The organism is Allobosea sp. GW821-FHT03A12, from assembly GCF_058986765.1.
The window spans coordinates 47,991-60,698 of record NZ_JBYSVZ010000002.1 but is presented as its reverse complement, the minus strand read 5'-3'; the positions used below and the strand labels follow the sequence as shown (position 1 = coordinate 60,698).

14 protein-coding genes are annotated in these 12,708 nt (G+C 66.6%); 9 read left to right on the top strand and 5 right to left on the bottom strand.

Annotated features, from left to right (window positions below):
- Nucleotides 1-41 precede the first annotated feature (41 nt).
- From serA to bla, 3 genes are all read left to right on the top strand, one after another.
- Nucleotides 42-1,631 (top strand): phosphoglycerate dehydrogenase, encoded by a 1,590-nt coding sequence (serA, locus tag AC3WLC_RS06870; protein WP_493683194.1) that lies wholly within the window; start codon nt 42-44, stop codon nt 1,629-1,631.
- 61 nt (nt 1,632-1,692) lie between these two features.
- Entirely contained in the window at nt 1,693-2,013 is a 321-nt protein-coding gene (locus tag AC3WLC_RS06865) for a hypothetical protein (protein WP_493683193.1), read from the top strand.
- Nucleotides 2,014-2,099: 86 nt separating this feature from the next.
- Nucleotides 2,100-3,110 carry a class A beta-lactamase gene (gene bla, locus AC3WLC_RS06860; RefSeq protein WP_493683192.1) on the top strand — a complete coding sequence of 337 codons (1,011 nt, stop codon included), beginning with the start codon at nt 2,100-2,102 and terminating at the stop codon, nt 3,108-3,110.
- A 65-nt stretch (nt 3,111-3,175) separates the two neighbouring features.
- Here the strand turns inward: bla and AC3WLC_RS06855 are convergent, their stop codons facing one another.
- Both AC3WLC_RS06855 and AC3WLC_RS06850 read right to left on the bottom strand, forming a co-directional pair.
- Nucleotides 3,176-4,444, bottom strand: coding sequence for an MFS transporter (locus AC3WLC_RS06855; protein WP_493683191.1), 1,269 nt, complete (start codon nt 4,442-4,444; stop codon nt 3,176-3,178).
- A 125-nt stretch (nt 4,445-4,569) separates the two neighbouring features.
- Complete coding sequence (locus AC3WLC_RS06850) at nt 4,570-5,232, bottom strand: flavin reductase family protein (RefSeq protein ID WP_493683190.1); 663 nt, start codon at nt 5,230-5,232, stop codon at nt 4,570-4,572.
- 150 nt (nt 5,233-5,382) lie between these two features.
- Between AC3WLC_RS06850 and AC3WLC_RS06845 the strand changes: the two genes are divergently transcribed.
- The 5 genes from AC3WLC_RS06845 (at nt 5,383) to AC3WLC_RS06825 (ending at nt 8,271) form a co-directional block, all read left to right on the top strand.
- Nucleotides 5,383-6,027, top strand: coding sequence for a GntR family transcriptional regulator (locus AC3WLC_RS06845; protein ID WP_493683189.1), 645 nt, complete (start codon nt 5,383-5,385; stop codon nt 6,025-6,027).
- Nucleotides 6,028-6,258: 231 nt separating this feature from the next.
- Nucleotides 6,259-6,468, top strand: coding sequence for a cold-shock protein (locus AC3WLC_RS06840; protein WP_291671884.1), 210 nt, complete (start codon nt 6,259-6,261; stop codon nt 6,466-6,468).
- Between the two features lie 178 nt (nt 6,469-6,646).
- Nucleotides 6,647-6,913 carry a 30S ribosomal protein S21 gene (rpsU, locus tag AC3WLC_RS06835; RefSeq protein WP_291671866.1) on the top strand — a complete coding sequence of 89 codons (267 nt, stop codon included), beginning with the start codon at nt 6,647-6,649 and terminating at the stop codon, nt 6,911-6,913.
- A gap of 23 nt (nt 6,914-6,936) precedes the next feature.
- Complete coding sequence (locus tag AC3WLC_RS06830) at nt 6,937-7,188, top strand: hypothetical protein (protein ID WP_493683188.1); 252 nt, start codon at nt 6,937-6,939, stop codon at nt 7,186-7,188.
- A 201-nt stretch (nt 7,189-7,389) separates the two neighbouring features.
- The gene (locus AC3WLC_RS06825) at nt 7,390-8,271 is read left to right on the top strand and encodes a type 1 glutamine amidotransferase (protein ID WP_493683187.1); all 882 of its coding nucleotides are present in this window, start codon (nt 7,390-7,392) and stop codon (nt 8,269-8,271) included.
- 4 nt (nt 8,272-8,275) lie between these two features.
- On the opposite strand, the gene AC3WLC_RS06820 is transcribed toward AC3WLC_RS06825, so the two are convergent.
- The 3 genes from AC3WLC_RS06820 to AC3WLC_RS06810 are packed head-to-tail and all read right to left on the bottom strand — an operon-like array spanning nt 8,276 to nt 12,018.
- Nucleotides 8,276-10,816, bottom strand: a complete 2,541-nt coding sequence (locus AC3WLC_RS06820; protein WP_493683186.1) for an HWE histidine kinase domain-containing protein — start codon at nt 10,814-10,816, stop codon at nt 8,276-8,278.
- Nucleotides 10,813-11,364: a biliverdin-producing heme oxygenase gene (locus AC3WLC_RS06815; protein ID WP_493683185.1), complete on the bottom strand. Its 552-nt coding sequence runs from the start codon at nt 11,362-11,364 to the stop codon at nt 10,813-10,815. The genes AC3WLC_RS06820 and AC3WLC_RS06815 overlap by 4 nt, the downstream gene beginning before the upstream one ends.
- A gap of 48 nt (nt 11,365-11,412) precedes the next feature.
- The gene (locus AC3WLC_RS06810) at nt 11,413-12,018 is read right to left on the bottom strand and encodes an NAD(P)H-dependent oxidoreductase (RefSeq protein WP_493683184.1); all 606 of its coding nucleotides are present in this window, start codon (nt 12,016-12,018) and stop codon (nt 11,413-11,415) included.
- Between the two features lie 77 nt (nt 12,019-12,095).
- Between AC3WLC_RS06810 and AC3WLC_RS06805 the strand changes: the two genes are divergently transcribed.
- On the top strand, nt 12,096-12,704 hold the full coding sequence (locus tag AC3WLC_RS06805) for a TetR/AcrR family transcriptional regulator (protein WP_493683183.1): 609 nt from the start codon (nt 12,096-12,098) through the stop codon (nt 12,702-12,704).
- Nucleotides 12,705-12,708 lie beyond the last annotated feature (4 nt).

The following is a 12,708-nucleotide window of genomic DNA, read 5'->3' as shown; positions in this document are numbered from 1 at the left end:
CATGCGCGCGACCGCTTGCGGCGCGCAGCCGGAGCCATCCCATGCCCGCACCAAAAGTCCTCATCTCCGACGCCCTCTCCCCCGCAGCCGTGCAGATTTTTCGGGATCGCGGCATCGACGTGACCTTCGATCCCAATCTCGGCAAGGACAAGGACAAGCTCGCCGCTGTGATCGGCGACTATGACGGCCTCGCCATCCGCTCGGCGACCAAGGCGACCGCCAAGCTGCTGGAAGCCGCGACGAAGCTGAAGGTGATCGGCCGCGCCGGCATCGGCGTCGACAATGTCGAGATCCCGGCCGCGACCAGCCGCGGCGTGATCGTGATGAACACGCCCTTCGGCAACTCGATCACCACCGCCGAGCACGCCATCGCCATGATGTTCGCGCTCGCCCGCCAGATCCCCTCGGCCGACGCCTCGACCCAGGCCGGCAAGTGGGAGAAGAACCGCTTCATGGGCGTCGAGATCACGGCCAAGACGCTCGGCCTGATCGGCTGCGGCAATATCGGCTCGATCGTCGCCGAGCGCGCCATCGGCCTTCGGATGCGCGTCATCGCCTTCGACCCCTATCTCTCGCCAGAGCGGGCGGTGCAGCTCGGCGTCGAGAAGGTCGAGCTCGACGAGCTGCTGAAGCGCGCCGACTTCATCACCCTGCACGTGCCGATGACCGAGAAGACCAAGAACATCCTCTCGGCCGAGAACCTCGCCAAGACCAGGAAGGGCGTGCGCATCATCAACTGCGCCCGCGGCGGCCTGGTCGACGAAGCCGCGCTGGCAGAGCTGATCAAGTCCGGCCATGTCGCCGGCGCCGCCTTCGACGTGTTCTCGGTCGAGCCGGCCGAGCAGAATCCGCTGTTCGGCCTCGACAACGTCGTCTGCACGCCGCATCTCGGCGCGAGCACCAATGAGGCGCAGGAGAATGTCGCTTTGCAGGTCGCCGAGCAGATGAGCGACTACCTCTTGAAGGGCGCGATCACCAATGCGGTGAACTTCCCCTCGATCTCCGCCGAGGAAGCGCCCCGGATCAAGCCCTTCGTCGACCTCGCCGAGAAGCTCGGCTCCTTCCTGGGACAGCTCACCGAGGCGCCGGTCAAGGGCATCCGGATCGAGTATGAGGGTGCGGTCGCGAGCCTGAACCTCAAGGCGATCTCAGCGGCGGCGATCACCGGCGTGCTGCGCCCCTTCCTGCCCGAGATCAACATGGTCAACTCGGCCATGGTGGCGAAGGAGAAGGGCATCGTCGTCGAGGAACTGACCCGCGAGGTCGCCGGCAATCTCGAAAGCGTCATCCGCATCGTCGTCGAGGCCGAGGACATGCCGCGCCATGCCTCGGGCACGGTCTTCCATGACGGCAAGCCGCGCATCATCGAGATCCGCGACATCCAGGTCGACGCCGAGTTCGCGCCGCACATGCTCTATGTCCGCAACGCCGACAAGCCGGGCTTCATCGGCGCCTTCGGCTCGCTGCTCGGCGCGGCCGGCGTCAATGTCGCGACCTTCAATCTCGGCCGCGACAAGCCGGGCGGCGACGCGATCTGCTATGTCGCCGTCGACGAGCCGGTCTCGGACGAATTGCTGGCGAAGATCCACGAGATCCCGATGGTGAAGCGGGCGCGCCGGCTGAAGTTCTGAAGGCTGCTTCTTGGACCCTGACGGGGATCCGCAGAAGGGCGCCATCCAGGCTCGGCGTGGATTGGCGCTCTTCGGCTACGCGGTGCTGGCGCTCGGCCTGCCCCTGGCACTGATCGCCGCATCGCTTCCGGCCAACGAATACCGGGATGCGCTCGGCATCGACGCGCTGGACTGCGATGGTCCCGCCGCTGTCTTCATCTTCGCCGTCCCGGCCCTGCTGGTCTTCGGCAGCGGCCTCGTCATCAACGCCATGGCCTGGCGCAAGCGCTGGCGCCTTGTGCTGGCGCTGGCCTGCGCGCTTATCTGCGTCGCGCTGATCGCGAACCTGACCCGCGCCATCATCCAGGACCGCGAACAGGCGGCGGCTTGCGGGTCCAGATAGCGAGACCGCCTTTCTTAGGCAGTCCGAGCGTCAAACGCCCGCCGCAATCACATTCCCTTGTGGCCGCCCGCCACAAGGGAATGCCCATGCCGACCCGCCGCGCCTTCGCTTACGCCTGCACCGCTGCCCTCGCCTTCCTCGCCGCCTCGCCCGCCTTCGCCGACTGGGACAAGGCCAAGCTCGATGCCGGCATCAAGACGATCGAGCACAGCACGAAAGGCCGCATCGGCGTCGGCCTGATCGATCTGAAGGACCGCAAGAGCTGGTCCTATCGCGGCACCGAGCCCTTCCCGCTGCAGAGCGTGTTCAAGCTGCCGCTGGCGATCGGCGTGCTGCAGGCGGTCGAGGCGGGCAAGCTGAAGCTCGACCAGCCCATCACCGTCACCCGCAACGATCTCTCGCTCTATCACAGCCCGCTCGCCAAGGCGTTCAAGGGCGAGCGCAACGAGTATCCGCTGCGCGAGCTCCTGACGCGCTCGACTGCCGAGAGCGACAACACCGCCGCCGACCTCCTGCTGCGCCTGATCGGCGGGCCGCAGGCGCTGACCGCAATCCTCAAGGACGGCGGCGTCACCGGCATCTCGGTCGACCGCTATGAGCGCGTCTTCCAGCCGGAGATCCTCGGCCTGCCTGGCTATGGCTGGGACCAGCAGATCGACACCGCCAAGTTCTACGCCGCGATCAGCGCAATCCCAGCCGCCGAGCGCAGGAAGCGGCTGCAGGCGACGCTGGCCGACAAGCGCGACGCCGCCTCGCCCGAAGCTTCGATCGCCTTCCTCGAAGGCCTCGCCAAGGGGAACTGGCTGCGCGATCCTGCAAACGCCGCGATGCTCGACAAGATCCTGCTCGAATCCAAGACCGGCCCGAACCGGATCAAGGCCGGGCTACCGAAAGGCGCGCGCTTCGCCCACAAGACGGGGCTTGGGCCGAGCGCCGACGGCCTTAACCACGCCACCAACGACATCGGCATCGTCACCCTGCCGGATGGCCGCCGCTTCGCTATTTCGGTCTATCTCGCCGGCGCCCAGGTCGGTGAGAAGGAGCGTGAGGCGGCCCATGCCGCTGTGGCGAAGCTGGCAGTCGAGAGTTTGCGATAAGACTCATCGCGGGCGTGCAACCGCTTCCGGGAGCGCGCCCGCAGAACTCTTCAAGCCGAGCTCGTCTAATTGGACAACCGGCCGGTGTCGGGCCGGTCGAGCTCGAGCTTGCGCGTCTCGGGAATGAGCAGGCCGGTGACCAGCGTGATGCCCGAGACGGCCATGAGGTAGACCAGGAACAGCCGGTGCTCGCCGATCTGCGCGAGATAGGTGTTCACATAGGGCGCGGTGCCGCCGAAGATCGCGGTCGCCAGCGAGAGCGGGCCACTCACCCCGGTCGCCCGGACCGTCGTCGGAAACACCTCGGCCCAGACCGCGGTATTGACCCCGAACAGGCAGGCCAGGATCAGCAGGGCTGAGATCATCGCAGTCAGCAGGCCTGAGAAGCTGTTGGTGATGAGCGCGTCGAGCTGGAAGGTCGCGGCGATGAAGCCGAGGCCGAACAGGATGATGAAGACGCGCCGCCCGAAGCGGTCGGCGAGCCAGCCCACGATCGGGATCGCGACGAGGAAGACCGCCTGCGCGATCAGGCTGGCGGTCAGGGCCGATCTGGCGTCGAGGCCGCGGCTGATCTGGGCGAAGGTCGGGCTGTAGATCAGCCACGTGTAGAACATGATCGAGCCGCCGGCCGAGAGGCCGAAGACGACGGCGACGCCGCGCCAGTTCCGGACGAGCGCGGCCATGCCGGCGCCGTGATCGTCCTGCTGCCCCTTGCCCTTCTCGAAGCTGTCGGTCTCGGTGAGCTGGCGCCGCAGATAGAGCCCGTAGAGGCCGAGCAGCCCGCCGAGCAGGAACGGAACGCGCCAGCCCCAGCTTTCGAGCGCCGGCCGGTCGAGATTGGCGTTGAGCAGGAGCCCGGTGATGGTCGCGATCATCGTGCCGAGCACGACGCTCACCCAGGAGGTGCTGCCATAGAGCGCGCGCCGATGCCGTGGCGCACGCTCGACCAGATAGGTGACGGAGGTCCCCATCTCGCCGCCATGCGCAATGCCCTGCGCGAGCCGCGCCACCAGTAGGATGATCGAGGCCGCGAGCCCGACCATGGTGAAGGTCGGCGCGCAGGCGATGACGAGACTGCCACCGGCGGTGATGAACATCGCCAGCGTCAGGCTCTGCTTGCGGCCGACGCGATCGGCGTAGAGGCCGAACAGGAAGCCGCCGAGCGGACGTGTCAGGAAGCCCGCCGCGAAGACCGCGAGGGCCGCCAGCAGCGCCGCCGACTTGTCGCTCGATGGGAAGAACTGAAGGGCGAAATAGGGCGCGAAGATCGTGTAGATCGTCCAGTCGAACCACTCCAGCGTATTGCCGAAGTTGACGGCGATGAGATCCTTCACCCGCCGGGATCCGGCAGGGTGAAGCGCGCCCGATGCGGCGATGTCAGACATGAGATGACCCCTCTTATTCTATGTGATGCTTGGTGCCGGCCAGAGCTTCACTGGACGGCGATCCGCGCTCGGCGTCAGCGGCTGGCGGCGCGCCCTTCGAGGCCGAAGCGAGCATCGGCATCGGCCCCCGGCACGCGCATTTCGAAGGTGTCCTTCACCACGGCGTAGTCGAAATAGCCCAGCCGGGCGATCGGCTTGATCGCGGCGATGTCGAGCTTGCCGTCGGCGGTGATGATCCGATCGTCGATATGGATCGTCTCGACCTGGGCGAAGACGATGTCGATCGACCCGACCGGCGAGTTGCCCTTCAGGCGATGGGTGCCAAGATAGCGGCACTCGAACTTCACCGGGCTTTCCTTGACCATCGGGATGCGGGCGTTGTCGGCATATTCCCGCGTCACGCTGAGGCGGTCGAATTCGCTCTCATGCGGCGGCAGCGCCATCGCGCTCAGATTGACCGCCTCGCGCAGGTCGTAGGTCGCCATGTTCCAGACGAACCAGCCGGTTTCCTCGGCATTGAGCACCGTGTCCTTGCGCCGCCCGTCCGGGTACTGGTTCGCCGAGAACATCACCATCGGCGGATCGAAGTTCAGGTTCTGCCACTGGCTGTAGGGCGCGATGTTCTCGATGCCGGCGGCGCTGACGCTCGACAGCCAGCCGATAGGCCGCGGCACGGTGCAGCTCTTGAACGGCGAATAGGGCAGCGGGCTCGGCTCTGACGATGGACGGTACTTCATGCGGAGGGTCCGGGCTGGAGTGACATTCAAATGATATCCAACCGATATATTGGATGAATGGCAGTTTGGAAAGCCCCTTGGGATCGGCTATCGAGACGGTCGGGAATCGCCGCGTTCGATCGATCGCGGCAGCGCATGCGGGCAGGCCGGATGAATCAGTCGGAGCAGGCGGTCGGCGTCATCGAGCGCCTGATCGAACAGGGCGATCTCAAGCCGGGCTCGATGGTGTCCGAACGCGGCCTGATGGACTTGACCGGGCTCGGACGCACGCCGGTGCGCGAGGCGATCCAGCGTCTCGCCCTCAATCACATGCTGCGCATCCATCCCAACAAGGGCATCGAGATTCCGGCGATCTCGGTCGAGGATCAGCTCAGCGGGCTCGAGGTCCGCCGCGCCGTCGAGGTCCTGGCCGTCGAGCTCGCCTGCAGCCGGGCGACGGAGAAGGATATCGCGGCGATCGCGGCGCTGAAGACCACGCTCGCCGGCGATTTCGGCCTCCACGATTATTCGGACACGATCCGCCAGACCCACGCCCTGATCATCCAGGCCGCCCACAACCCCTATCTGGAAGCCCTGATGGTGCCGCTGCAGACGCTGTCCCGGCGCTTCTGGATCATGCATGTCCGCGACGAACGGGCCGAGATCACCCACGGCAAGCGGCTGCACCAGGACATCCTGCAAGCGATCCTGGCCCGGGATACGACGCGAGCCGGCGCCGCCTCATTGGCGCTCAACGCTTATCTCGTCGAGTTCGCCCTCTCCGTGGTCGCGCGGATGACGTCGCCGCGCAGCTGAGCCGGCGAGGCCGGCGACAGCCCGCCTCCACCGCTGCATCCGTCTCGCCGCCGATGTCGCACGTTATAGTTGCATTGACAAATGGAGCATAAACCCCCATTTGTAGCACTCGATCTAGGCCGAACGAATTGGCCCGCGCCGCCTGTGCGCATTGCTGAGACATTCCTCCTCATCGAAACACGCGCGGCAACCGCCGTGTGTGAACCTATCCTCATGAGAAGGAGTACGACTATGGCCAACGGCACAGTGAAATGGTTCAACGGCACCAAGGGCTTCGGCTTCATCCAGCCGGATGATGGCGGCCAGGACGTGTTCGTCCACATCAGCGCCGTCGAGCGCGCTGGCATGCGCGATCTCCGCGACGGCCAGAAGATCTCGTACGAACTCGTCCAGGACAAGCGTTCTGGCAAGATGTCGGCCGACAACCTGCGCGCCGAGTGAGCCGACACGCTGTCCAGCGTGAGAGATCAGCGGCAGGCGACCACGGATGTACTGGCGCCACGCCCGCTCCACGCGGGATAGCTCAGGAAGGGTCGGGATCAACCCGGCCCTTTTTTGTTTCCAGGAGGCGTCTTGACCAGGCGTCTGATCAAGACGTTTCGACCAGAAGGAAAACCGAATGCAGGTTCTCGTCCGCGACAACAATGTCGACCAGGCGTTGCGCGTCCTGAAGAAGAAGATGCAGCGCGAAGGCGTGTTTCGCGAGATGAAGCGGCGTTCGGCCTATGAGAAGCCGTCCGAGAAGCGCGTTCGCGAGAAGGCCGATGCCATCCGCCGCGCCCGCAAGCTCGCCCGCAAGCAGGCGCAGCGCGAAGGCCTGCTTCCCGCTCCCAAGCCGAAGCCGCGTCCGGTCCGGCCACCGCGTCCGGCAGCCGTCGCATCCTGATCCCGATCAGAGGAGCCGCAGCCATGGCGACCAAAGGGCTCACGGCCGAGCAGGCCAAGCTCCGCGCCGAGCGGAACTTCGCCAAGACCGAGCAGCGCCGGCAGGAAGCCGAAAGCGCCATGGACGCGGTAAAGGCCGAGCAGCGGGCCGTCGCCGAGAAAACCGCGAGGCTGCGCGCCCTGCGCCTCGCCAAGGAGGCGGCCGATGCGGAAGCCGCCGCCACGGCCGCCAAGGCGGCACCTGTGAAGATGCCCAAGGCGCGGCGCGCCCGGTAGCGCGAACGATCGGGGCGCCCGCCGGGCCCTGCCGGCCATGCATGGCAGCACAAGCGGGCGCGACGGTTGCGGCCAGACCATCCCGGCCATTCGCTTTTTGCGCGAATTCTTTGCGTTCGATCGCTGCCGATCGATCGCAAAGCGCGCTAAGACGAGGTGCAACGCAGCCCCGTCGCCGCGAGCAACCCGCCGAGGATCACCATGAACATCGTCGCCCCGAAGCCGCTGCGCGTCCTCGTCGTCGACGGCTACAAGCGCGAAGGGCGCGAGGAATACATCCGCGACGCCGGCGCGACGCCGTCGGAAGCTTATGCAGCGGAGCTGCGCCGGATCGAGCCGTCCCTGATCACCGATATCTGCCTGCCTGCCGACGAGGGTGCCAACCTGCCCGACGGCGCCGGCCTCGCCTCCTATGACGGCATCGCCCTGACCGGCTCCTCGCTGCACATCCACGGCCCGGAGCCGGCGGTGACCCGCCAGATCGAATTGATGCGGGCGATCTACAGGAGCGGCACGCCCTGCTTCGGCTCCTGCTGGGGCATCCAGATCGGCGCCGTCGCCGCCGGCGGCACGGTGGCGCTCAATCCGAACGGCCTCGAGATCGGTTTCGCCCGCCGCATCGCCGTCAATGAGACCGGGGCCCGGCACCCGCTACTCGCCGGCCGGCCCGCCGCCTTCGACGCTCCGGCGATCCATTTCGACAGCATCGTCGCCCCGCCCAGTGACGCGACCATCCTCGCCTCGAACGCGCTCAGCCCGATCCAGGCTGCCGAGTTCCGCCAGGATGGCGGCGTCTTCTGGGGCGTGCAGTACCACCCAGAATTCTCGCTGCGCCTGATCGCGACGATCCTGCGGCGCCACAGCGGAACCCTGATCGAGCGCGGCCTGCGCAAGGACGAGGCGGCCGCGGCCGCCTGGATCGCCGATCTCGACGCGCTCGACGCCGATCCTAGCCGCAGCGACCTCGCCTGGGGCCTTGGCCTCGACGAGGAGGTGCTCGACCCCATCAAGCGCGTGACCGAGCTGCGCAATTTCCTGGAGATGCGGGTCAAGCCACAGGCGAGTGCGCGCGGACGGGCGTGAACACTCAGCTCCGGCTCAGGGCGGCGAGCGCGGTTGAAAGCGCCGCGCGCGTATAGGGCTTGCGCAGGGCCGGTACGCCAGCTTCCAGGGACGGAACCGCGTCGTAGCCTGTCGCGAAGATATAGGGCACTTCGAGCTCGCGCAGGCGCTGCGCCACCGCGTCGGAATTTTCGGCGCCGAGGCTGACGTCGAGCACGGCGCATTCCGGCCGGCGCCGCTCGATCGCGGCGAGTGCCTCGCGCACGCTCGCGCAGGAGATGACCTCCCCCGCCCCGAGCCCTCGCAGCATCTCCTCGACTTCCATCGCGATCAGAAACTGATCTTCGACGAGGAGCACGGTCTTGCCGGCCAGCGGCTCGCCTTCATCCAGGAGCTCTTCATCGGATACGCGCTCGGTCTGCGCCTCGTCAGCGGCCGGCGCCGAAAGCCAGGTCACGAACACCGCAGGAATCGCGAGGCGCGCCTCGACGCCCTCAGGCAGGTACGAGACCTCGCTGCTGCCACCGAGATCGAACGGAATGCTGCGCGAGACCAGCACGCTGCCGAAACCCTCGCGCGTCGGCGCATTCACCGGCGGGCCGCCACGCTCGCACCAGAGCAAGCGGCAGCTGCCGTCCTCGTCCCGCTCCCAGCTCAAGGAGAGCTGTCCGCTCTCGCGCGATAGCGCGCCGTACTTCGCGGCGTTGGTCGCCAGCTCGTGGATCACAAGCGCCATCACCGAGAAGGCGCGCGAGTCGAGCGCGACTTCGGGCCCGGCGATCGAGAGACGTCCAGGCGCCGTCTTGTACGGGCCGAGCTCGGCCTCGATCAGTGCCCGCAGCGCTCCACCGCCGGCGCTGCGCATGACCTGGTCATGCGCCAGCGACAGCGCCTCGATCCGGCCCTTGATCGTCTCGATATAGGCGGCGATCTCGACTTCTTCGCCAAGCGGGTAGGAGATGATCGACTTGATCACCGAGAGGATGTTCTTGACCCGGTGATTGAGCTCCTGGTTGAGAATCTTCTGGCGCAGATCGGCCTTCTTGCGCTCCTCGGCCAGGAGCTCGCCCTGGCGCAGCACCACCTCGACCAAGGCGCTGCGGGCCGACTCCGCCAGATCGCGCTCGATCTGGGTCCACGGGCGCGAGCGATTCTCCACCATCTGCTTCCAGACGGCAAAGCTCTGGCGCGGCGTCAGCCGGTCGCCGAGCGGGCCGGAGGTATAGGTCTTGTTGGGATCGCCGCCCCATTCGATCGTCTGCACGAACTCGCGGCGGAAGAAGAAGAGATAGTCGCGCGGCAATTGCGAGAGCGGCACGGCGATGACGCCGGCGACCTCGGCGCTGAAGGCACCCGCATTCGGCAATGATGCGCTCAGGCAATCGCTGCTCCAGACCGCGCCGGGCGAGATCATGCCGACATGGCCGGCGAGCTCCGGCACGAATTCGGCCGGCGGCACCGAGCCGGTCGAAGACCATTGCCCTTCCATCAGCAGGCCGAGCCCGTCGCAGGACAATAATTGCCGAAACTCGTCGAGATTGGCACGCAGGAAACCGGCGACGTCGGTGCTGTGCGAGGCCGAGGCCAGCAGATTGCCGAGGAAGGCGCGAGCCCGGTCGATCGCTTCCAGCGCCTGCTTCTGCGTGAGGGCGCTGAGCTGCAGCGCGAAGAATTCGCCGAAGATTTCCGCCGCGATGCGCTGGTTCATCGACATCGAGCGCGGCGTGTAGTGGTGGCAGGCGATCAACCCCCAGAGCTCGCCATCGACGATGATCGACACCGACATCGAGGCGGCGACGCCCATATTGCGCAGATATTCGCAATGGATCGGCGAGACGCTGCGCAGATGCGCGTAGGAGAGATCGAGCGGCTCGCCGCTCTCGTCGAGCACCGGCTCGATCGCAAAGCGCTCGCCGCTCGAATTGGAGACCAGCCGGATCGGGTTGAGCAGATAGAGCTGGCGCGCCTGCTTGGGGATGTCGGAAGCCGGGAAGTGCTGCCCCATGAAGCTTTCGAGATCGGCGCGCTTGGCCTCGCTCACCACCTGGCCGGAGCCGTCGGCGGCGAAGCGATAGATCATCACCCGGTCGTATTGCAGCACGGCCCGCAGCAGCCGCACCGCGCTCGAGATCAGGTCGCGCGGATTTGATGCGGTCGACAGGCGCCCGACCAGCGTACGCGCGAATTCGAGTGGCGAACTTGTCCCGTCCGGCGCCGAGCGCTCGAACTCGATGATCGCATTGCCCTTGTAGCGATGGACGCTGACGTCAAAGGGCTGCTCCGAGGCCGAAAAGACCATTTTCGGCATCAGCCCTGCCCGTGCCGGCGTGCCCGAGCGGGCGAGCGCATTGCGCAGCTCGTGCACCGGCTGGCCGCCCATCACCTCCTCGAGACGCCGCCCGACCAGATTGCCCTCGGGCAGGCCGAGGAAATCAGCGGCATTGACCGAATGGCGGCGGATGACCACCGCCTCCTCGTCGCAGACGAGCATGCAACCATGGGGCTGGACGCTGCCGGGAATGTGGATCGGTTCCCGGTCGCAATTGGTCAGGTCGACTGTGCTCATCGGCCGAATCCGTTCTCCCGCATGGCGGTGGCCGCCTGCTCGAAGGTGGTTTCGGCGGCGCGTACAGCCACCGCCAGGTCGATGCTCTCCAGACGCTCCATGATAGCAAGCAGATCCCGCCAGGATCCCAGTCGCTCCTGCCGCGCCAGATGGCGCGCGCCATGGTTTTCGTCGTAGCCGAGGGCGCCTGCCATGCGCCTGATCAGCTTTGCCCCGAGGGCCGAGCCTTCGAGGACGTAGATGACCCCGACCAGCGAGGCTATGTCTTTTGACAGGTGGAAGGGGCGTATTTCCGGTGGCCCGGAGCCGATATCGGCAAGATCGGCCGTGATCAGAGACGCGAGCGCGGTCGGGCGCCAGTTACCGAACGAAGCCGGCCAGTCGCCGCCGGCGAGATAGTGCTCGACCGGTTGCCGATGCGCATAGGATGCCCTGAGGAAGCTCCGATAGGCACCCGCGCTGTCGAGTCGGCCGATGGTCCGGTCGAGCTCCTCATGGGCCTGGCGCGTGTGGTCACGGAGGTGAAGGCGAAGCGAGGTCGATGTCATCGCCGCCACAGAAGGGGCGGCGAGCCAATTTCGTCAAGGCTGCTTGCTTCAGGCCGCCCGCTCCGACAGCAAGGCGGTCGCCCCGAACACCTTGCCGCCGAGTACCCGCGCGGTGTCGAGATGGTCGGACATGTCCGGCAGCGGCACCAGGAACTCGGAGGTTACGACCGGCGCGCCGCAATAGCCGAAGATGCCGTGATCGATCTGCGTCTTCATCGCGCCGTAATAGCCATGGCGGGCATAGGTGCGCATGTCGGCGCCGGCGAGCCCGACGAGATGAACCGGCAGGTGCTGCAGCTTCCTGACCGTCTTCATGTCTTCGAGCTCCTCATAGGCCCAGCCATTGGCGAAGACGCGATCGATCCAGCCCTTCATCAGCGCCGGCATCGACCACCAATAGATCGGATAGACCAGCACCAGCGCATCGGCCCGGTCGACCCGCGCCTGCTCGAAGGCGATGTCGGCCGGCTGGGCGATCTCGCGGCGGTGGACGGCAAGATCGCTCAGCGAGAAGCGCGGATCGAAGCCCTCCCTGGCGAGATCGGCGATCTCGACGCTGTGGCCGGCGCCGGAGACGCCATCGGCCAGCGCCTGCGCCACGGCATGGCTGAGCGAATTAGGATCGGGATGGGCGACGACGACGAGGGCGTGCATGGGATGTCTCCTGCGGTGATTGCGATTGGTGGGCGACCGTTATATACTTTTAGTAATTTACTTTTGGTACATAAGACATGTCAAGCCTCGATACCGAACAGCCACGCCGCCAGCGCCTGACGCGGGAGGATCGCCAGCGCCAGCTGATCGAAACCGCCTGGCGGATCGTCGGCGAAGAAGGCACCGACGCCCTGACGCTCGGCCGCCTCGCCGAGCGGGCCGGCGTCACCAAGCCGGTGGTCTACAGCCATTTCGTCACCCGCAACGGCCTGCTGATCGCGCTCTATCGCGATTTCGACGCGCGCGAATATGCGATCATGAACGCAGCGATAGACGGCAGCGAAGCGACCCTCGCCGGTAAGGCCGGGGCGATCGCCTCCTCCTATGTCGACTGCGTGCTGGCCCAGGGGCGCGAGATCCCCGGTGTCGTCGCGGCCCTGGCCGGCTCGCCCGAGCTCGCCGCGGTCAAGCGCGACTGCGACCTGATCTTCCTGGAGCGTTGCCGGGCTCTGCTCGTGCCCTTCGCCGAGGGCAGGCCGATCCCGACCGCCGGCTTGCGCGCCATGCTCGGCGCCGCCGAAGGGCTGTCGCACGCCGCCGCGACCGACGAGATCGGCGCCGACGAGGCCAAGCGGGAATTGTTCGACACGATCACCGCCATGATCGCACGCAGCGCGAAGGGCTAGGCCG